The organism is Nitratireductor mangrovi (genome assembly GCF_007922615.2).
Lineage (GTDB): Bacteria > Pseudomonadota > Alphaproteobacteria > Rhizobiales > Rhizobiaceae > Mangrovimarina > Mangrovimarina mangrovi.
Map to the genome: position 1 here is coordinate 1,269,850 of NZ_CP042301.2, position 19,802 is coordinate 1,289,651.

The following is a 19,802-nucleotide window of genomic DNA, read 5'->3' on the forward strand; positions in this document are numbered from 1 at the left end:
GGTTTCTGGACAGCAAACCGGGCGAACGATAAGAAGCCGCGTTCCCGGCATTTCCGGTACGGTTCAGAAGGCACACGATGAGCGGCGTCAACGCGATACGGACGGCATTTCTCGATTTTTTTGCCAAGAACGGGCACGAGGCCGTCGCCTCTGGTCCGCTGGTGCCGCGCAACGATCCGACGCTGATGTTCACCAATGCCGGCATGGTGCAGTTCAAGAACGTTTTCACCGGCATCGAGCAACGGCCGTACAGCCGCGCGGCGACGGCGCAGAAATGCGTGCGCGCCGGTGGCAAGCACAACGATCTCGACAATGTCGGCTACACCGCGCGGCACCATACCTTTTTCGAGATGCTGGGCAATTTTTCTTTTGGCGACTATTTCAAGGATGTTGCCATCGAGCTTGCCTGGAACCTGATCACCAGGGAGTTCGGTCTCGATCCGAAGCGACTGCTGGTCACCGTCTACCACACCGATGACGAGGCCGCCGGTCACTGGAAGAAGATTGCCGGGCTGCCTGACGACCGGATCATCCGCATTCCGACCAGCGACAATTTCTGGGCCATGGGTGACACCGGGCCGTGCGGCCCATGTTCGGAGATCTTCTACGACCATGGCGAAGGCATTCCTGGCGGCCCGCCCGGCAGCCCGGATGAGGATGGCGACCGGTTCATCGAGATATGGAACCTGGTCTTCATGCAGTTCGAGCAGATCACGAAGGACGAGCGCATCGATCTGCCGCGGCCGTCGATCGACACCGGCATGGGGCTTGAGCGGATTGCTGCCGTGCTGCAGGGCGAGCACGACAATTACGATATCGACCTATTCAAGGCTCTGATCGCGGCCGCGGTGGATCTGACGGGCGTGCCGGCCGAGGGCAAGAACCGCGCCAGCCACCGCGTGATCGCGGACCATCTGCGGGCGTCGAGCTTCCTGATTGCCGATGGTGTACTGCCCTCCAACGAGGGCCGGGGCTACGTGCTCAGGCGCATCATGCGCCGTGCCATGCGGCATGCGCAGTTGCTCGGTGCGAAGGATCCGCTGATGTGGCGGTTGGTGCCGGCTCTGACGCGGGAGATGGGACAGGCCTACCCGGAACTGGTACGCGGCGAGGCGCTGATCACCGAAACGCTCAAGCTCGAGGAAACGCGCTTCCGCAAGACGCTGGCGCGCGGGCTGACGCTGCTTTCCGACGCGACCGGGGCGCTTTCAAAGGGCGACAGCCTTGATGGCGAGACCGCCTTCAAGCTTTACGATACCTACGGCTTTCCGCTCGACCTCACCCAGGACGCGCTGCGCCAGCGCGGCATCGGGGTCGATCTCGACGGCTTCAACGCCGCGATGGAACGCCAGAAGGCGGAGGCACGCGCCTCCTGGGCTGGCTCGGGCGAGGCGGCAACCGAAACGGTCTGGTTCCAGCTCAAGGAGAAGGTCGGGGCGACCGAGTTTCTCGGCTATTCCAGCGAAAGCGCCGAGGGCGTTGTCCAGGCCCTCGTCAGGGCGGGCGCGGAGGCTGACGCGGCCAAGGCCGGTGAAGAGGTCGCCGTCATTGTCAACCAGACGCCGTTTTATGGCGAGTCTGGCGGGCAGGTCGGCGATACCGGGCGCATCTCCGGCGAAGGTTTCTCCATTGAAGTGACCGACACGCAGAAGAAGGCCGACGGGCTGTTCGTGCATTTTGGACGCGTCCTTGAAGGCGAAGTGCGGCCGGGGGCGGTCGTTCATCTCGACGTCGATCATGCGCGGCGGGGGAAGTTGCGCGCCAACCACTCCGCTACCCATCTGGTCCACGAGGCGCTGCGCGAGGTGCTTGGCACCCATGTCGCCCAGAAAGGCTCGCTGGTGGCGCCGGACCGGCTGCGCTTCGATTTCTCGCACCCCAAGCCGATCTCGGCGGACGAGATCGAGAATGTCGAGCGCATGGCCAATGCGATCGTGGTGCAGAACGCGCCGGTCACGACGCGGCTGATGGCGGTCGACGATGCGATCGCCGAGGGCGCGATGGCGTTGTTCGGCGAAAAATACGGCGACGAGGTCCGCGTCGTGACGATGGGCACCGCGATAGAAGGCGACAAGGCCGGCAAACCCTATTCGGTCGAATTGTGCGGCGGCACCCATGTGTCGGCCACCGGCGACATCGGCCTTGTGCGTGTCGTCGCGGAGGGCGCGGTGGCGGCCGGCGTGCGCCGCGTGGAGGCGCTGACCGGGGAGGCGGCGCGCCGCCATCTCGACGAGCAGGACCGGCGGTTGAAGGCCGTGGCGGCCTCGCTCAAGGTGGCGCCGGCCGACGTGCCGTCACGGGTCGAGGCGCTGGTCGAGGAGCGTCGCAGGCTTGAGCGCGAACTGTCGGAAGCGCGGCGGCAACTGGCACTCGGCGGTGGCGGCGGGGAACAGGTCGAGACCGAAAAGGTCGCCGGCACCGGCTTTATGGGCCGCGTGGTCAACGGCGTGTCGCCGAAGGACCTGAAACCCCTCGCTGACGAGGGCAAGGTTTCGCTCGGCTCCGGCGTCGTTGTTTTTGTCGGGGCAGGCGAAGACGGCAAGGCAAGCGTCGTGGTCGGCGTGACCGAGGATCAGACAGCGCGTTTTTCCGCAGTCGATCTGGTGCGCGCCGCGTCGGCGGCGCTTGGCGGCAAGGGCGGCGGCGGCCGGCCTGACATGGCCCAGGCCGGTGGGCCCGACGCCTCAAAGGCGACCGACGCCATCGCGGCCGTCAGGGCGGCGATGGGCGGCTAGGCGGACCAGCAGCAGATTGATGGTGTTTCAGGGGGCTGGCCGGGTTGGAGGCCAGCACCCGATGACCCGACTAGCTTGCGAGCGCCTCCACCGGCGGGCATGCGCAGACCAGATTGCGGTCGCCGCCGACATTGTCGATGCGCGAGACCGGTGACCAGTACTTCATGCCGCCGTCGCCGTCCCCGAGCGGGAAGGCCGCCTGGCGCCGCGAATAGGGGTGGGCCCATTGGTCCGCCATCAACTCGGCCGCCGTGTGCGGCGCATTGACGAGCGGGTTGTCGTCCTTCGGCCAGCTGCCGTCGGCGACCTTCGCGGCCTCCTTCGCGATGCCGATCATCGCCTCGCAGAACCGGTCGACCTCAGACAAAGGCTCCGATTCGGTCGGCTCCACCATCAGCGTGCCGGCGACCGGCCACGACATGGTCGGCGCGTGGAAACCGTAGTCGATCAGCCGCTTGGCGACGTCCTCGACCGTGATCCCCGCCTTGTCCTTAAGCACGCGGGTGTCGAGGATGCATTCATGCGCGACGCGCTCGTTGCGGCCGGCGTAGAGCACAGGGTAGTGCGCTTTCAGCCGCTGCGCGATGTAGTTGGCCGAAAGGATCGCGGTCTCGCTGGCGTGCCTGAGCCCTTCCGCCCCCATCATGCGGATATACATCCAGGTGATGGGCAGGATCGAGGCGCTGCCCAGCGGCGCGCCGGCCACGGCGTGGCTGCTGCCAAGCTCCACATGCCCGGGCAGGAATGGCGCCAGATGCGCCTTGACACCGATCGGGCCGATGCCGGGTCCGCCGCCGCCATGCGGGATGCAGAAGGTCTTGTGCAGGTTCATGTGGCAGACGTCGCCGCCGATGTCGCCCAGCCGCGCCAGCCCGACCATGGCGTTGAGGTTGGCGCCGTCGAGATAGACCTGGCCGCCATGTTCGTGCACGGCCGCACAGATGTCGCGAATACCTTCCTCGAACACGCCATGCGTGGACGGGTAAGTGATCATCAGCGCTGCGAGGTTCGCGGCATGCGCCGCCGCCTTTTGCTTCAGGTCATCGATGTCGACATTGCCGTCATCGGTGCATTTGACCATCACGACCCGCATGCCGGCCATCACCGCGCTGGCCGGGTTGGTACCGTGGGCAGAGGATGGGATCAGGCAGATGTCGCGGTCGCGATCGCCGTTTTCCAGATGATAGCGGCGGATCGCCAGCAGCCCGGCATATTCGCCCTGGCTGCCGGCATTTGGCTGCAGCGAGACCGCGTCGAAGCCGGTGATCTCGGCCAGCCAGGCCTCGAGGTCGTCGGCCATGGCGCGATAGCCGGCGGCGTGGCTTGCCGGCGCGAACGGGTGCAGCGAGCCGGCGCTCGCCCAGCTCACCGGCGCCATTTCCGCTGCTGCGTTGAGCTTCATCGTGCAGGAGCCCAGCGGGATCATCGCCCGGTCGAGCGCCAGGTCCTTGTCGGCGAGCCGGCGCAGGAAGCGCATCATCTCGGTCTCGGAGCGGTTGTCGTGGAAGACCGGCTGGGTGAGAAAGCCCTCCGCCGGGCGCCGGCCGGGCAGGGCGGTCTCGCCCTTGCCAGGCGTTGCCCCGAAGAGGGCCGCAAGTGCGGAAAGGTCCTCCTCGGACGAGGTCTCGTCGAAGCTGACTGCCATCCGGTCCTTCCCGATCGCGCGGACCAGCCGCCCGTCCGCTTCCGCCCGGCTTGCGATCTCCTTCGCCTTGTCGGGGACCGTGACCGTTACCGTGTCGAAGAAGTGCTCTCCCGCAATCTCCAGCCCCGCGTCTCGCAAGCCGTCGGCGAACCGGGTCGCGAGGCCGTGAACGCGCTCGGCGATCGCCCGCAGGCCTTCCGGCCCGTGCCAGATCGCATAGGCAGCCGCCATGTTGGCGAGCAGCGCCTGCGCGGTGCAGATGTTGGAAGTCGCCTTGTCGCGGCGGATATGCTGCTCGCGCGTTTGCAAAGCCAGCCGGTAGCCGGCGCGGCCGTGGCGGTCGACGGACTGGCCGACCAGGCGCCCTGGCATCAGCCGCGTCAGCCTGTCGGCGACCGCCAGATAGGCGGCATGCGGCCCGCCATAGCCCATCGGCACGCCGAAGCGCTGCATGGACCCGGCGGCGATGTCGGCGCCGATCTTCGCCGGCGCTTCGGTGAGCACCAGCGCCAGCGGGTCGGCGACGACGATCACCAGCGCGCCGGCCGCCCGGGCCGTCGCGATCGCCGCGGCGTGGTCGCCATAGACGCCGAAGGTGTCCGGCCATGGCACGATCAGCGCCGCAGTCTCGTCGTCGGCCTCGCCTTCGGCGACGGTCACGTCGAGCGGCGCCATGCGGGTCGTCACCACGTCGAGCACCTGCGGGTGCAGGGCGCCGGCGAGCGCCACCTTCTGGCGCTTGTCGCGGTGGTGGCGCAGCGCGATGCCGACCGCCTCGGCGACGGCAGTTGCCTCGTCGAGCAGCGAGGCCGAGGCCACCGGCAGGCCGGTCAGTTCGGCGACCAGGGTCTGGAAGTGGAACAGCATTTCCAGCCGCCCCTGGCTGATCTCGGACTGGTAGGGCGTGTAGGCCGTGTACCAGGCCGGATTCTCGAACAGGTTGCGCTGGATCACCGCCGGCACCGCCGTGCCGTGATAGCCTTGGCCGATAAAGGACTTGGCGACGATGTTCTGATCCATCCTGGCCTTGAGCTCGGCCAATGCCTCGGCCTCGCCCGCCGCTTCCGGCAGTGCCAGTTCGCGGTCGAGCCGGATCGATTTCGGGATCGCCTGAGCGATCAGGGTCTCGCACGACGTCAGGTCGAGTGCCTTCAGCATGCGGCGCTCGTCCGCCGCGCGCGGACCGATATGGCGCGCAGCGAAGGCGGAAGTCTTGGCGGTGGAAGCCATGGAAAAATCCTTATCCAATCATTTCCTTGTAGCCGGCCTCGTTCATCAGGCCGTCGAGCTGGCCGGCGTCCGAAAGCTTCATCTTCCAGAGCCAGCCGTCGCCGGTCGCGGCCGTGTTGACGAGGCCCGGTTCGGCGGAAAGCTTGTCGTTGACGGCGGTGACCTCGCCGTCGGCGGGCGCGTAGACATCCGAGGCGGCCTTGACCGATTCAACGACGACGGCGGTGTCGCCCTTGGCGAAGGCCGCGCCGACATCGGGCAGGTCGACAAAGACCAGGTCGCCGAGTTGCTCCTGGGCGTAGTCGGTGATGCCGATCGTGGCGGTCTCGCCCTCGACGCGAATCCATTCGTGGTCTTCGGTGAAGTAGATCTTGGTCATCGTTTATCCCCTGAAATAGCGATGCGGCGTGAACGGAAGCGGATGGATGGCAACCGGCACGCGGTTGCCGCGGATTTCAGCGAAAAGTCGGGTGCCGGCCGACGCGAGCCCCTTGTCGACATAGCCCATTGCCACCGGATGCCCGGTCGACGGCCCGAAACCGCCCGAGGTGACCGTTCCGGCCGGGTTGCCTGCCTCATCGACGAGCGCGACACCGCCGCGCACCGGCTGGCGGCCTTCCGGCTTCAGCCCGACGCGCTTTTGCGCCGCGCCGGCGGCGATCGCGGCGCGCAGCGCCTCGGCGCCGACGAAGGCGCCGGTTTCGCGCACTGGTTTCGGGATCGCCCACAAAAGCGCGGCCGCAACCGGCGTGGTGTCGGCGGAAATGTCCTGGCCGTGCAGGCAAAGTCCGGCTTCCAGCCTGAGACTGTCGCGGGCCGCCAACCCGATCCACTCGACCGCCGGATCGGCGACAAGCGCCTCGGCGAGCGGCCGCGCGTCCTGCTCGGGGAGCGCGATCTCGAAACCGTCCTCGCCGGTGTAGCCGGAACGCGACAGGAACCAGCCGTCCTTGGGTTCGCGCCCATGCATGAAGAAAAGCCCGTCGGTGGCGATCCCGGCCCGGTTGAGCGCTGCCTCGGCTTCCGGCCCCTGCAAGGCAAGGAAAACGCGGTCGAGCGGTTCGATCGTCACGTCGAGCCCTTTGGCCAGCGCTTTCAGGTGCGCCTCGTCGCCGGCCGCATTGCCGGCATTGGCGACGATCATGAAGCGGTTTTCGTCCAACCGCGTGACGATCAGATCGTCGAGAATGCCGGCTTCCTCATTCAGGAAGAATGTCAGCCGCGACTGGGAGGTCTCCATCTCCGCCGGGTCGAACGGGCAAGCACGGCCGATCAGCCGCAGCGCGTCGGCGCCCGAAACGGCGAAAAGCTTCATGTGCGAAATGTCGAAAAGCCCAGCCTTTTCACGCACATGAAGGTGTTCCTTCATGACGCCGAGCGGATAGGTGATCGGCATCGACCAGCCGGCGAAGCCGCCGAAGCGTGCACCTGCGTTCTCGTGCAGATCGTGAAGGGGCAGTCTGGAAAGTGTCTCTGTCGCCGTCATCGCTTCTCCAAAGGCACGCGTTCGCGACCGCTGGCGGCGGTCGAATCGCGCCCCTCTGTCGGAAGCCTGAGAGACTCGCGCAACCGGAACTCTGTCGGCGGCGCTTACACCTTCGGCGCGGGGACAACCCCCCGACTTTCCAGAGCGTCTTGACCTGCAGGCGGTTCTTTTGCCTGAGAGATTTCGGGCGATTTCCCCTTCGGCGGCCCCTGAGGGCTCTCTCCCGCTGGCAGGCCGGGCTTTCGGCCCGAGACGAGTCGGACCCTATAGCAGGCGAGACGGCTTGTCACGGGGGCGGCAAGCCGCTGTGCGCTGCTTGCATCGCGAGCGACCGGACGAAGACGGGGGCGTGGGAAGCAGAACGGGAGCTGTTGCCGGGCTCCCGTCAGATGGTCCGATGGCCGGACAGGCAGTGGCTACCGCTCGTCCTCCAGCCGCGTCATTTCGCGCTGGATGCGCTCGATGATGCGACCTGTATCCTCGTGCATGCGCTTCAGCCGTTCGAGCTGCGCGGTGATCGCGGCGAGCGGATCCGGGCCGATATCGTCCTCCGGCGCGTCACCGACACCGTGCAGGAGCCAGATCATGTTGACGTTGAGCACGCCGGCCAGCAGCGACAGGCGCTCCACGCTCGGCTCGGAGCGGTCGCTCTCCCACTGCTCGATGGTCTTCTGGCGCACGCCGACGCGGCGCGCCAGCTGCGCGGTGCTCAACCCCAGGGAATCGCGGGTCCGCGACAGGCGCCCCCCGAAGGTGTCGGTGTCGGGCGCCCGGCGGTGGATCGATGTTACGACAGCCATGAAATATGATGCCTCCTCGGCTTTCTTTCGGTCGTTAGCCTATCCGACCCGGCTACCGCCCCGAAGGGCGATGAACGTCATTCCGGGTCGCGTTGCCGCTAGCCGAGCCTTTCAGCGTGCCAGCGCAGATGATCCTCCATGAAGGTGGAGATGAAGAAATACGAATGGTCGTAGCCTTCCTGCATGCGCAGGGTGAGCGAGATGCCGGCCTTGCGGCAGGCCTCCTCAAGAAGCCAGGGCTTCAGGCCCTCCTCCAGAAAGCCGTCCGCTGTGCCCTGGTCGGCGAGAAATTCGGGAAAGCGGTGGCCGTCCTCGATCAACTGGCAGGCGTCATAGGCCCGCCAGTTGTCCTCGTCGGCGCCCAGATAGCGCTCGAAGGCTTTTTTCGACCAGTCGGCACGCGCCGGGCTGACAATCGGCGCGAAAGCCGAGCAGCTCCTGAAACGTTTCGGGTTCTTCAGTGCGATGGTGAGCGCGCCATGGCCGCCCATCGAGTGGCCGAAGATCGCCTGTCGTCCCATGTCGGCGGGAAAGTTGTCGCCCAGCAGGGCCGGCAGTTCCCGCGTGAGATAGGAATACATGCGGTAATTCTTGTCGTAGGGCGCTTCCGTGGCGTCGACATAGAAGCCGGCGCCGGAGCCGAACTGCCAGTCCTCGGCGTCGTCGGGCACGTCGGCCCCGCGCGGGCTGGTATCCGGGCAGACCACGATCAGGCCGAGTTCGGCCGCCGCGCGCCGGTATTCGCCCTTGTCCATCACGTTCTGATGCGTGCATGTCAGGCCGGACAGGTACCAGACCACGGGACAAGGGCCGTCTTTCGCCTGCGGCGGTACGAAAACGGCGAAAGTCATGTCGCAGCCGCACGTTTCGGAGGCGTGCTGGTAAACGCCTTGTACGCCGCCATGGGACTTCGCAATCGATACCGTCTTCACGCTCATAGCCTCGCGACCCGCACGCGCAATGCGTCGGCCTGGTTGGAATGTGCCGGGCTTCGCCATTGAAACAGGCGGCTGGGAGACCCGTTTCCTAACATGAAGGGACCGGAAACCAAACCCTCATCGGGCGCATTGGCCCGCCGCGTCGAACCGTTACGCCGAGCGTCCGCAACGCGTTGCACCGCCTGCCGCGCCACTATTTCCCTTCGCCGGCCGGGGTTTCCGCCGCCGCGGCCTTCACTGCCATTCGTACGGTCCTGTCCAGCGCGCCGAGAAAGGTGGAACGGTCGCGCGGCGTGAAGCCGGGGTTGAGGCCGCGGATTTCCCCGGTTTCGCGCAGGTGCTGCTTGAGGTCACGCATCGCGACCGCCATGCCGATCGAGGCTTCGGTGAAGGGCTTGCCCGTCGGACCGAGCACGTGAACGCCGTTTTCGACCAGCCGCGCCGCGAGCGGGATGTCGGCGGTCACCGCGATGTCGCCGCTGGCGGCGCTTGCCACGATCCAGTCGTCGGCGGAATCGGCACCTTTCGACACGACGACGTTGCGGACCATCGGGTCGCGCGAAGGCCGCAGCCCGCCATTGGCGACGAAGGTCACCGTCAGGCCGTGGCGTTCGGCGACACGCACCACCTCGTCCTTGACCGGGCAGGCGTCGGCATCGACGAAGATCATCACCATTGCGTCGGCCGTTTCTGTCAGGCGCTCAGCGCGACCCGCTGGCCGGCTGAGTCGAACAGGCAGAGATAGTCCGGATCGCAGCGGACATGGCACGCCGCGCCCGGTTCGGGCACCTCGGCGATGCCTTCCTGGCGCACCGTCACCTGGGTTCCGTCCTCAAGCGCCAGATGGACGAGTGTTTCCGCGCCCAGCGGCTCGACATAACGCATCGTGCCTTTCAGCATGGCGTCCCTGCCGCTTGTCAGCGTCATATGCTCGGGCCGCATGCCCACCAGCGCGCCGTCGCCGTTTCCCTTGACCGCGCGCGACAGCGCCTCCGGCAGCGCCGTGCCGTTCGCGGCAAGGACGGCTGGAGCGACGAAGTTCATCGGCGGCGAGCCGATGAAGCCGCCGACAAACACGGTCTGCGGGTCGCGGTAGACATCGAGCGGCGCGCCGATCTGCTCGGCGACGCCGGCGTTCATGACGATCATGCGGTCGGCGAGCGTCATTGCCTCGACTTGGTCGTGGGTGACATAGAGCGAGGTGACCCCGAGGTCGCGCTGCAGGCCCTTGATCTCGAGCCGCATCTGCACCCTGAGCTTGGCGTCGAGATTGGACAGCGGCTCGTCGAAAAGGAAGGCGGCCGGCTTGCGCACGATCGCGCGGCCCATGGCGACGCGCTGGCGCTGGCCGCCTGAAAGTTCGCGCGGCCTGCGCTGCAGAAACTCCTGCAGTTGCAGCATTTCCGCCGCCCTGGCCACGCGTTCGGCGATTTCGGCCTTCGGCGTGCCGGCGATCTTCAGCCCGTAGGCCATGTTGTCGAACACGCTCATATGCGGATAGAGCGCGTAGCTCTGGAACACCATCGCGATGTTGCGGTCCATCGGCTCCAGGTCGTTGACCCGCTTGCCGTCGATGGCGATCTCCCCGCTGGTAACCGTCTCAAGCCCGGCCACCATGCGCAAGAGCGTCGACTTCCCGCATCCTGACGGCCCGACGATGACGATGAACTCGCCATCCGCGATCTCGGCGTCGATGCCGTGGATGACCTCCGTCTTGCCGTAGGATTTGCGGATCTGTTTCAGGCTGATCGTCGACATCGGCGGCCTATTTCTCGGTCTCCACGAGACCCTTGATGAACAGGTTCTGCATGAAGATCACCACCGCGACAGGCGGGATCATGGCCAGGATCGCGGTCGCCATGATCACCGGCCAGTCGGCCCAGTCGTCACCTGACGGGAACATCTGCTTGATGCCCATGACGATGGTGTTCATCTGCGGATCGGTGGTGACCAGAAGCGGCCACAAATACTGGTTCCAGCCGTAGATGAAGAGGATGACGAACAGCGCCGCGATGTTCGTGCGCGACATCGGCAGCAGGATATCGAAGAAGAACCGCATCGGCTTGGCGCCGTCGACACGCGCCGCCTCGGCCAGTTCGTCCGGCACCGTCATGAAGAACTGGCGGAACAGGAAGGTCGCCGTTGCCGAGGCGATCAGCGGCAGGATCAGGCCGGAATAGGTGTTGAGCATGCCGAAATTCGCCGCCACCTCGTACGTAGGCACGATGCGCACCTCGACCGGCAGCATCAGTGTCAGGAAGATCAGCCAGAAGAAGGTCTTTCTGAAGGGAAAGCGGAAATAAACGATGGCAAAGGCCGAAAGCAGCGAAATCACGATCTTGCCGATGGTGATCCCGAGCGCCATCACCGTCGAATTGACCAGCATGCGCCAGACCGGGGCGTTGACACCCGAAAGGAGCGCCTTGGCGTAGTTCTCGATGAAATAGCCGCCGGGCACCAGCGGCATCGGCGGGCGCACGATTTCGTGGTTCTGGACCGTGGAGGCGACGAAGGCGAGGTAGATCGGAAAGCAGATGAAGGCGATGCCGACGACGAGGCCCAGATGAGTAAGCCACAGGCCGCGGCCGGTCTTTTCCACCATGCCCGACATCAGTAGTGCACCCGTCGCTCGATATAGCGGAACTGGACGATGGTAAGCGCGCCGACCACCAGCAGCAGGATCACCGACTGCGCCGCCGAGGAGCCCAGATCCTGGCCGACGAAGCCGTCGGCATAGACCTTGTAGACCAGGATCGTGGTGTCCTGGCGCGGGCCGCCGGCGGTGATGGTGTGGATGACACCGAAGGTTTCGAAGAAGGCGTAGACGACGTTGACGACGAGCAGGAAGAAGGTCGTCGGCGACAGCAGCGGGAAGACGATGGTCCAAAATCTTTTCCAGAACCGGGCACCGTCGATCGCAGCCGCCTCGATCACGCTTTTCGGGATCGCCTGCAGGCCGGCGAGGAAGAACAGGAAATTGTAGCTGATGCGCCCCCAGGCCGAGGCCAGCACCACCAGGGCCATCGCCTCGTTGCCGTTGAGCACATGGTTCCAGCGGTACCCGAGGGCGGCGAGATACCAGCTGACCAGCCCGACATTGGGGCTGAACATGAACAGCCACAACACACCCGCGACCGCCGGCGCCACCGCGTAGGGCCAGATCAGAAGCGTGCGATAGGTGCCCGAGCCCTTGATGATGCGGTCGGCCATCACGGCCAGCCACAAAGCCACGCCCATGGAAACGGCGGTCACCAGAAGAGAGAAGACCGCCGTGGTGCGGAACGAGGCCAGATAATAGGGATCGGTCAAGAGGAAGATGAAATTGCCGAATCCGACAAACTGCGAGCGCAGCCCGAACGGGTCGGGAATGAAGGCCGACTGGTAGATCGCCTGACCCGCCGGCCAGAAGAAAAACACCGCCGTCACCACCACCTGCGGCAAAACGAGCAGCAGCGGCAGGGTCCATCCCTTGAAGGTGACGCGCTTTTCCATGACAGGCCTTGGCCGCGGACGAGCGATGGCGGCCGCTAGGCCGCCATCGCCCCATATGCCGCGGAAATCAGCGGTTCGCCTGTTCGAAGCGGCGCAGAAGCTGGTTGCCCCGCTCCACCGCGCTGTCGAGCGCGGCCTGCGCCGTCTTGTCGCCCGACCAGACCGCTTCCAGTTCCTCGTCGATGATGGCGCGGATCTGGTCGAAGCTGCCGAGCCGCAGTCCCTTGGAATTGCCGGTCGGTTCTTTGCCGGTCATCTGGATGATGGCGACGTCGGTGCCCGGATTGGCTTCATAGAAGCCGTCGGCCTTGGTCTTTTCGTAGGCCGCCGTGGTGATCGGCAGGTAGCCGGTGTCCTGGTGCCACTTGGCCTGGATGTCGGCGCTCGACAGGAAGCTCAGGAAGGCCGCGACGCCCTTGTAGTCCTCGGCCTCGTGCCCGGAGAGCACCCACAGCGACGAGCCGCCGATGATGGTGTTTTGCGGCGCGCCCTCGACGTCCGACCAGTAGGGCAGGGGCCGGATCTCGAAATCGAAATCGGCCTCGGCCTTCACGCCGGCGTAGCCGGCCGACGATTCGGTGAAGAGCGCACATTCTCCGCCGCGGAAGTTGGCACCGCCTTCGTTGCGCCGTCCGGCGTAGAAGAACTTGCCGTCCTTGGCCCACTGGCCCATCGTTTCGATGTGCTTGACCTGAACCGGGCCGTTGAAGGCGAGTTCGGTGTCAAGCCCGGTAAAGCCGTTTTCCTTCGTGGCGAAGGGCACGTTGTGATACGCGGACAGGTTCTCCAGATGCACCCAGCTCTGCCACGCCGTGGTGAGAGGGCATTCATGGCCGGACGCCTTCAGCTTGTCGAGTGCCTCGCCGACCTTCTCCCAGGTCGAAAGGTCCACGTCGGGCGCCAGGCCGGCGGCCTCGAGGGCGTCGACGTTGACATAGAGCACCGGCGTCGACGAGTTGTACGGTAGGGACAGCATCTGCCCGTCCGGCGTCGTGTAGTAGCCCTTCACCGCGCCGAGATAACCGTCGGGATCGAACGGCGCGCCGCCTTCGGCCATCACCTCGTAGACCGGCTTGATGGCGCCCTGCGCGGCCATCATCGTGGCCGTGCCGACCTCGAACACCATCAGCACATGCGGCTGTTCGCCGGCGCGGAAGGCGGCGATGCCGGCATTGAGCGTCTCCGAGTAGTTGCCCTTTTGGGAGGCGACGACCGTGTAATCGGATTGCGAGGCGTTGAATTTTTCGACTTGCTCGGCCAGCAATTCGCCCAGCCGGCCGGTGAAGGCATGCCACCACTGGATTTCGGTGGCCGCGGATGCGGCGACGGGGACCATGGTGGTCGCCAAGACTGCGCCGGCTAACAGATGGTTCTTGAACATCATGAGCTACTTCCTCCCGGAAAAGGAGCCGGGCCCCTTGGCTCTTGGCCTGTGGGCCGGTCCTGACTGCTTTTTCTCGACTTCAAGACCGGTGAGGTTTCATCTTTCGCGCATCGATGTCAATTCGCCACGAACCGGATGGCGATTGTCCGCCGCGCGCTTGAGGCGGCCATCCGGATTCCATAAAAAGACAAACCAGACCGGAGGGACGCCTTTCGCATGTTCAAGAAGATCCTGATCGCCAATCGCGGCGAGATCGCCTGTCGTGTCATCAAGACCGCGAAGTCGATGGGTATCGCCACGGTCGCGGTCTATTCCGACGCCGACCGGGACGCCGTGCATGTCGAGATGGCGGACGAGGCGGTGCATATCGGTCCGCCGCCCGCCGCCGAGAGCTATCTGGTCGCCGAGAAGATCATCGCCGCCTGCCGCGAAGCCGGCGCCGAGGCCGTCCATCCCGGCTACGGATTCCTCTCCGAACGCGCCTCCTTCTGCGAGGCGCTGGAAGCCGAGGGCATCGTCTTCATCGGCCCGAAGCCGAAGGCGATCCGCGCCATGGGCGACAAGATCGAATCGAAGAAGTTCGCGAGCGACGCCAGAGTGAACACCGTCCCCGGCTTTCTCGGCATCATCGAGGATGCCGACCAGGCCGAGAAGATCGCGGACGAGATCGGCTACCCGGTCATGATCAAGGCCTCGGCCGGCGGCGGCGGCAAGGGCATGCGCATCGCCTGGACCAGGGACGAGGTGCGCGACGGTTTCGACCGGGCACGTTCGGAGGCCAGGAGTTCGTTTGGCGACGACCGCGTCTTCATCGAAAAATTCGTCGTCGAGCCGCGCCACATCGAGATCCAGGTGCTGGCCGACGGCCACGGCAACTGCATCCACCTCGGCGAGCGTGAATGCTCCATCCAGCGCCGCAACCAGAAGGTCGTCGAAGAAGCGCCGTCGCCCTTTCTCGACGCGGAGACCCGCGCTGCCATGGGCGCCCAGGCGGTCGCGCTGGCCAAGGCGGTCGACTACCAGAGTGCCGGCACCGTCGAGTTCATCGTTGACAAGGACCGCAACTTCTATTTCCTCGAGATGAACACCCGCCTGCAGGTCGAGCATCCGGTGACTGAACTCGTCACCGGTATCGATCTGGTCGAGCAGATGATACGGGTCGCTGCCGGGGAAAAGCTCAGGATCGCGCAGGACGACGTCAAGCTGAGCGGCTGGGCGATCGAAAGCCGGCTTTATGCCGAAGACCCTTACCGCAACTTCCTGCCCTCGATCGGTCGACTGACCCGCTATCGCCCGCCGGCAGAAGGCCGGGACGGCGACGTCGTGGTGCGCAACGACACCGGCGTCACCGAAGGCGCCGAAATCTCGATGTTCTACGATCCGATGATCGCCAAGCTGTGCACCTGGGCGCCCGATCGTCTCTCGGCGATCGACGCCATGTCCGACGCGCTCGATGCCTTTGTGGTCGACGGCATCGAGCACAACATTCCCTTCCTCGCCGCGCTCATGCGACATCCGCGCTGGCGCGAGGGCCGGCTTTCGACCGGCTTCATCGCGGAGGAATACCCGGATGGCTTCGCGCCGGTCGCGCCCAATGACGAGGAAAGGGCGGTGCTGGCCGCGGTGGCGCTGGCAATCGAGCTCTTGCGCCGGGACCGGCTGGATCGACTCTGCGACCGCCTGGCGCCGCATTCGGGAGCCGTCAAGACCGACTGGATGGTTCGCCTCGACGACGACTACTTGCCGGTGCAGGTTGTGGAAGGCATGATCTCCTTGCCGCTCGAGATGGACATCTCTGTCGATGGAGCAGAGCCGGTGACGGTTTCCTCGGACTGGCGGCCGGGCGAGTTCGTGTGGAGCGGCAAGGTGGGTGGGCGCCGCGTCGTGGCGCAACTGCGCACCGCGCTCAACGGCACTCGTATCGCCTGGAAGGGCCTCTCCGTCTATGCCCGCGCCATGTTGCCACGCATCGCCGAACTCGACCGGCTGATGCCGAAAAAGCTGCCGCCGGATACCTCCAACATGCTCCTGTGCCCGATGCCGGGGCTGGTCGTTTCGATCAACGTGACAGAAGACCAGGAGGTCAAGGCCGGCGAGACGCTCGCCGTCGTGGAGGCCATGAAGATGGAGAACGTGCTGCGCGCCGAGCGCGACCTCACGGTCATCAAGATCAACGCCCATCCCGGCGACAGCCTGTCGGTCGACGCGGTGATCATGGAGTTCGAGTAGGCGCTTGTCAGCTCGGCGCGGCCGTGGAATGACCGGCGGATGAAAAGGCTCTCCCACGACCAGCAAGGCCTGCTGGACGCACTGCCCGACGCCAGTGCGATCGTCGACCCGGAGGGGTTTATCATCGCCGTCAACCGGGCGTGGAAGGCGTTCGGCACCGACAACGGCGGCGACAGCACCAATTTCAACATTGGCGACAGCTACTTCGCGACCTGTTCCGATGCGGTGGGCGAAAGCGGAGCTGTGTCCGCGAGTGTCGGCCAGGGATTGTCGAACGTCCTCCAGAGCCACGACCATTTCAGTTGCGAGTATCCGTGCCACAGTCCCACGGAGCGCCGCTGGTTCGAACTGATCATCCGGCCGTTCGTCATCGAAGGGTCCCGGTGCGCGATCCTCATGCACCGAAACATTACGCTGCGGAAACTGCAGCAGATCGAGATCGCGGACGCGCGTGTCGTTGCCAACGAACTTGCAGCACTGGTGGCATCGTCGATCGACCCTATCATGAGCTTTGATCTGGGTGGTCGCATCCTGTCCTGGAACCACGCCGCCGAACGGCTTTACGGCTACATGCGCGAGGAGATCATCGGCCAGTCTGTCGCCATGCTCTTTCCGCCCGGCATTGACCAGACAACGGCAGGGTATATCGACGAGATTTTGCTCGGTCGGCAGCAGCGTTTCGAGGTGTCCAGGCGTACCAAGACCGGTGGCTTGAGAACGATCGCCGAGAGCGCTGCACCGGTACGGGACGCCCATGGCGAGATAACGGCCATCTCGAGCATTCATCGCGATATCACCGAGCAGAAGAGGCTCGAGGAAAGGAATCGGATCGCTGCACAGGAGCTGAGTCACCGGACCCGGAACCTGCTGACTGTCATACAGTCGATCGTGCGCCAGACCGCCAGGCGGGCCGCGACGGTAGACGATTTTCACGAGCGGTTTTCCGCGCGTATCGCCTCCCTTCTGGCATCGAACGATCTCCTGATTTCGGCACAGTGGGACGCGGTCCCGCTGGAGGAACTGGCGCTTCGCCAGATGGCCGCGTTCGCAGACACGAGTTCGGATCGGATTTCGGTCGGAGGACCTGCCGTCAGCTTGCTTCCGGCGGCGGTTCAGGCGCTTGGCATGAGCTTTCACGAACTCTCCACCAATGCTCTCAAATACGGCGCACTGAGTTCACGCTCGGGGCGACTCGCGCTGACATGGAATATCCGCTCCAAGGGCGACGCTGCCGAACTTGACATCCGCTGGGAGGAAAGGGGCATCGACGTCCAGGCCAAGCCAGAAGGGCACGGCTTCGGGCATGCGGTGCTAACGAGCGTGCTGGAGTCATCGCTTGATGCCTCGGTCAATTACGAGATTTCGCCTGACCGGCTGGTCTGGCGCGCGCTTGTGCCTGGCGAATACTTCCGCGCCGCGCAGGCGGTTGCCGAAGGCTTTCGCGACCAGGAGTTGTCGTGACGGGCGCTCGATGCGCTCCGCGCCGGCTCTCTTTCACCGGCTCTCGGCTGGCTTAGTCCCTGTTTGCGGCTGGCCATGCTAGGTCTGGGCATGGTTGTTGCCGCGCGCATCCTGTTTTTCGTCATGATCGTGCTTATCGCAGCGGTGCTGGGCGCGGCGGCGGCGTTTTTCGGCATGATCGCGATCGGAACCGTTGCCGGGACAGACAACACCGGCGGCGGGCTGGCGATGGGCGCGGCGGGCTTCGCGCCGGTCGGCGCCATCGTCGGCGCGGCGATCGGCACATGGTTCGCCTGGCGGACGATCTTCCGCTTCGGCGACAACGCAGTCATGGCCAGCGGTTTCGGCCTCGCCGTGCTTGCGGTGGGCGCCTGGTTCGTCAACGAGGAGCTGACCGACGGTGACCCATACGAACCCGGCAGGGAGCCGACGGTGCTGATCGAATGGCGCGTTCCCGAGGCCATTCCGCCCGACGAGGTCGACGGCATCTATCGCTTCACCATGCGCTCGTCCTACATGAACTGGACGCTGAGCACGCGGTGGGACGAGCCGCGCGCCCGCGCCGACGAAGAGCACACGATCCTGCGCATGCGCGGCGAAATTCGCTGGCGCGTCAACGGCCGCGTCTTCCAGCTGTGGCGCGCGCCCGCGCATGACGACCGCATCACCGTCGATCTCGGCCTTGCCCGCGACCCGCAACCATCGGCCGAGTATGGCCCCTGGCGGGAGGTCGACGGCGCGCCGGGACACGCTTTCCGCACGCGGGTGGTCGCGCAATAGCGCCGGTGCGGCGACGGCCGCCGCGTCTCACGCATAAGCAACCCAGCCGCGCCAGGTGAAGGCGGCGAAGAAAAGGCTGACACCGGAAAACCCGGCCTCGCGCAGCACCGCCTCGTCGTCGCGCGGATCGAGCAGGTCGATGGTGGAGGCCACCGCCTCGCGCGCGGCCTGTGCCTTGTCGGGCTCGACGCCGGAGGCGGCGGCGAAGGCGGCATAGCGCGACAGCCACCGGTCGCGCTCGCCCTTGGCCTGCGGGAAGCTCGAATGCGCCACCACCAGCGGCGCGCCGGGTTTCAGCCGGCGGCGGATTTCGGCTGCCGTGCGCCTCCGCTCCTCGCGCGACATGAAATGCAGCGTCAACAGACAGGCGGCGGCATCGAACGGCCCCGCGGGTGCATCATCGATGTAGCCTTCGAGCAGCGTCGCGCGGGCGGCATGCTCGCCCAGCGTCGCCTCGGCCAGTTGCAACATGGCTGGTGCCGGGTCGACACCGAGGAAGGTCCATTGCGGCTGCGCCTCGGCAAAAGCCTTCAGTTCCAACCCGCCGCCGGCGCCGAGCACGAGGACGCGGCCGTTTGCGGGTGCGCGCTCCGCCATCAGGATGGCGGCCATGCGGTGCAGATGGTGATAGCCGGGGACGAAACGCGGCGGCCCCTCGGCATAGCGTGCCACCGCCTGCGGATCGGAAAAATGCTCCAGGAAGGCCGTTCATGCCGACCTCCGGGGGAATGGCGTGATGCGGCGTGGCGGCGGAAAGCCGGGCAGCTTCGCGGGCTCAGGATGCATGGGCAGTCTCCAGATCATGGCGGCCGCCGCGCGCCGCCATGCGGTCGCGGAAATCGGCGGCAAGGCGGGCGAGGGTGACGCCGCCGAGGCGCTCCAGCAGCAGGGCCTCCGCGTCGCGAAACGCCTCGCCGAGCGCGGCGTTGACGGCTTGCTCGACCAGGCAGGAGGGCGTCTCGCTGCGGTTGCCGATGGCGAGCAGAACCGGCTCGCCCAATGCTGCATAGACGTCGCGCAAGGTGATTTCGCCCAGATCGCGGGCCAGGCGCCAGCCGCCACCATGCCCGCGCTCCGAACGGACATAACCGGCCTCGCGCAGGCCCGCCATGATGCGGCGAACCACGACCGGATTGGTGCCCATCGCCTTCGCAAGCATCTCGGAGGTCACCGGCCGCTCCATCTCCGCCATGTGCAGCAGGACATGAAGCACGCCAGAAAGTCGGCTGTCTCGTTTCATGTAACAATAAATGTTACGATATTGCGGGCGAGTCAAGATGACTTCGCGGTGGTGCCCCGATCTTCTCCCGTTCCCACGGGTGATTAGCGGAGAGGCCGGTGCCCCTTCGCGCCCCCCTCTGTCCTGCCGGACATCTCCCCCACAAGGGGGGAGATTGAGCCGTCCGCGCTCGCATTGCCTCTCCTTTGCACGAGCTCCATCATCGCCACGCCCGCGAAACGCGTCTGGCCATTGAAAGGGGAAGACGGGCGGCCGTCCGGTCGCTCATCTGGTAGGAACGTGCAACCTCGCGGCCGCCCGCCCGGCGTGCTTGCCCGGATGTGCAGGTGCGCGTTGCCGCACGTTCGCCTCAGAACACACGGCACTCGCAAAGCCGGTGGCC

16 protein-coding genes and 1 riboswitch are annotated in these 19,802 nt (G+C 65.7%); of the genes, 4 read left to right on the forward strand and 12 right to left on the reverse strand.

Features of this window, described 5'->3' with window-relative positions; genetic code table 11:
* The first annotated feature begins 77 nt into the window (after nt 1–77).
* Nucleotides 78–2,735 carry an alanine--tRNA ligase gene (alaS, locus tag FQ775_RS06210; RefSeq protein ID WP_146301697.1) on the forward strand — a complete coding sequence of 886 codons (2,658 nt, stop codon included), beginning with the start codon at nt 78–80 and terminating at the stop codon, nt 2,733–2,735.
* Nucleotides 2,736–2,805: 70 nt separating this feature from the next.
* On the opposite strand, the gene gcvP is transcribed toward alaS, so the two are convergent.
* From gcvP to ugpB, 10 genes are all read right to left on the reverse strand, one after another.
* On the reverse strand, nt 2,806–5,610 hold the full coding sequence (gene gcvP, locus FQ775_RS06215) for an aminomethyl-transferring glycine dehydrogenase (protein ID WP_146301698.1): 2,805 nt from the start codon (nt 5,608–5,610) through the stop codon (nt 2,806–2,808).
* A 10-nt stretch (nt 5,611–5,620) separates the two neighbouring features.
* Nucleotides 5,621–5,989, reverse strand: a complete 369-nt coding sequence (gcvH, locus tag FQ775_RS06220; protein WP_146301699.1) for a glycine cleavage system protein GcvH — start codon at nt 5,987–5,989, stop codon at nt 5,621–5,623.
* Nucleotides 5,990–5,992: 3 nt separating this feature from the next.
* Nucleotides 5,993–7,096 carry a glycine cleavage system aminomethyltransferase GcvT gene (gene gcvT / locus FQ775_RS06225; RefSeq protein WP_146301700.1) on the reverse strand — a complete coding sequence of 368 codons (1,104 nt, stop codon included), beginning with the start codon at nt 7,094–7,096 and terminating at the stop codon, nt 5,993–5,995.
* 151 nt (nt 7,097–7,247) lie between these two features.
* A riboswitch (glycine riboswitch) is annotated at nt 7,248–7,332 on the reverse strand.
* A gap of 180 nt (nt 7,333–7,512) precedes the next feature.
* Nucleotides 7,513–7,896: a helix-turn-helix domain-containing protein gene (locus FQ775_RS06230; protein WP_146301701.1), complete on the reverse strand. Its 384-nt coding sequence runs from the start codon at nt 7,894–7,896 to the stop codon at nt 7,513–7,515.
* Nucleotides 7,897–7,994: 98 nt separating this feature from the next.
* Nucleotides 7,995–8,834, reverse strand: a complete 840-nt coding sequence (gene fghA / locus FQ775_RS06235) for an S-formylglutathione hydrolase (protein ID WP_146301702.1) — start codon at nt 8,832–8,834, stop codon at nt 7,995–7,997.
* Between the two features lie 193 nt (nt 8,835–9,027).
* On the reverse strand, nt 9,028–9,510 hold the full coding sequence (locus FQ775_RS06240; RefSeq protein ID WP_146301703.1) for a YaiI/YqxD family protein: 483 nt from the start codon (nt 9,508–9,510) through the stop codon (nt 9,028–9,030).
* 17 nt (nt 9,511–9,527) lie between these two features.
* On the reverse strand, nt 9,528–10,592 hold the full coding sequence (ugpC, locus tag FQ775_RS06245) for a sn-glycerol-3-phosphate ABC transporter ATP-binding protein UgpC (RefSeq protein WP_146301704.1): 1,065 nt from the start codon (nt 10,590–10,592) through the stop codon (nt 9,528–9,530).
* Nucleotides 10,593–10,599: 7 nt separating this feature from the next.
* The gene (gene ugpE / locus FQ775_RS06250; RefSeq protein WP_146302128.1) at nt 10,600–11,436 is read right to left on the reverse strand and encodes a sn-glycerol-3-phosphate ABC transporter permease UgpE; all 837 of its coding nucleotides are present in this window, start codon (nt 11,434–11,436) and stop codon (nt 10,600–10,602) included.
* A gap of 8 nt (nt 11,437–11,444) precedes the next feature.
* Nucleotides 11,445–12,326 (reverse strand): sn-glycerol-3-phosphate ABC transporter permease UgpA, encoded by an 882-nt coding sequence (ugpA, locus tag FQ775_RS06255; RefSeq protein ID WP_146301705.1) that lies wholly within the window; start codon nt 12,324–12,326, stop codon nt 11,445–11,447.
* 67 nt (nt 12,327–12,393) lie between these two features.
* On the reverse strand, nt 12,394–13,707 hold the full coding sequence (ugpB, locus tag FQ775_RS06260) for a sn-glycerol-3-phosphate ABC transporter substrate-binding protein UgpB (protein ID WP_146302129.1): 1,314 nt from the start codon (nt 13,705–13,707) through the stop codon (nt 12,394–12,396).
* Between the two features lie 219 nt (nt 13,708–13,926).
* Between ugpB and FQ775_RS06265 the strand changes: the two genes are divergently transcribed.
* The 3 genes from FQ775_RS06265 to FQ775_RS06275 all read left to right on the forward strand — a co-directional run bounded on the left by FQ775_RS06265 (nt 13,927) and on the right by FQ775_RS06275 (nt 18,180).
* Nucleotides 13,927–15,939, forward strand: a complete 2,013-nt coding sequence (locus FQ775_RS06265; protein ID WP_146301706.1) for an acetyl-CoA carboxylase biotin carboxylase subunit — start codon at nt 13,927–13,929, stop codon at nt 15,937–15,939.
* A 39-nt stretch (nt 15,940–15,978) separates the two neighbouring features.
* Nucleotides 15,979–17,400 (forward strand): PAS domain S-box protein, encoded by a 1,422-nt coding sequence (locus FQ775_RS06270; RefSeq protein ID WP_146301707.1) that lies wholly within the window; start codon nt 15,979–15,981, stop codon nt 17,398–17,400.
* Between the two features lie 90 nt (nt 17,401–17,490).
* A complete protein-coding gene (locus tag FQ775_RS06275) occupies nt 17,491–18,180 on the forward strand; it encodes a hypothetical protein (RefSeq protein ID WP_146301708.1) in 690 nt (229 codons plus the stop codon).
* Nucleotides 18,181–18,207: 27 nt separating this feature from the next.
* Here FQ775_RS06275 and FQ775_RS06280 read toward each other — a convergent pair whose 3' ends face one another.
* Both FQ775_RS06280 and FQ775_RS06285 read right to left on the reverse strand, forming a co-directional pair.
* Nucleotides 18,208–18,879: a class I SAM-dependent methyltransferase gene (locus FQ775_RS06280; protein ID WP_246730349.1), complete on the reverse strand. Its 672-nt coding sequence runs from the start codon at nt 18,877–18,879 to the stop codon at nt 18,208–18,210.
* A 76-nt stretch (nt 18,880–18,955) separates the two neighbouring features.
* Nucleotides 18,956–19,420, reverse strand: a complete 465-nt coding sequence (locus FQ775_RS06285) for an Rrf2 family transcriptional regulator (protein ID WP_146301709.1) — start codon at nt 19,418–19,420, stop codon at nt 18,956–18,958.
* Between the last annotated feature and the right edge of the window lie 382 nt (nt 19,421–19,802).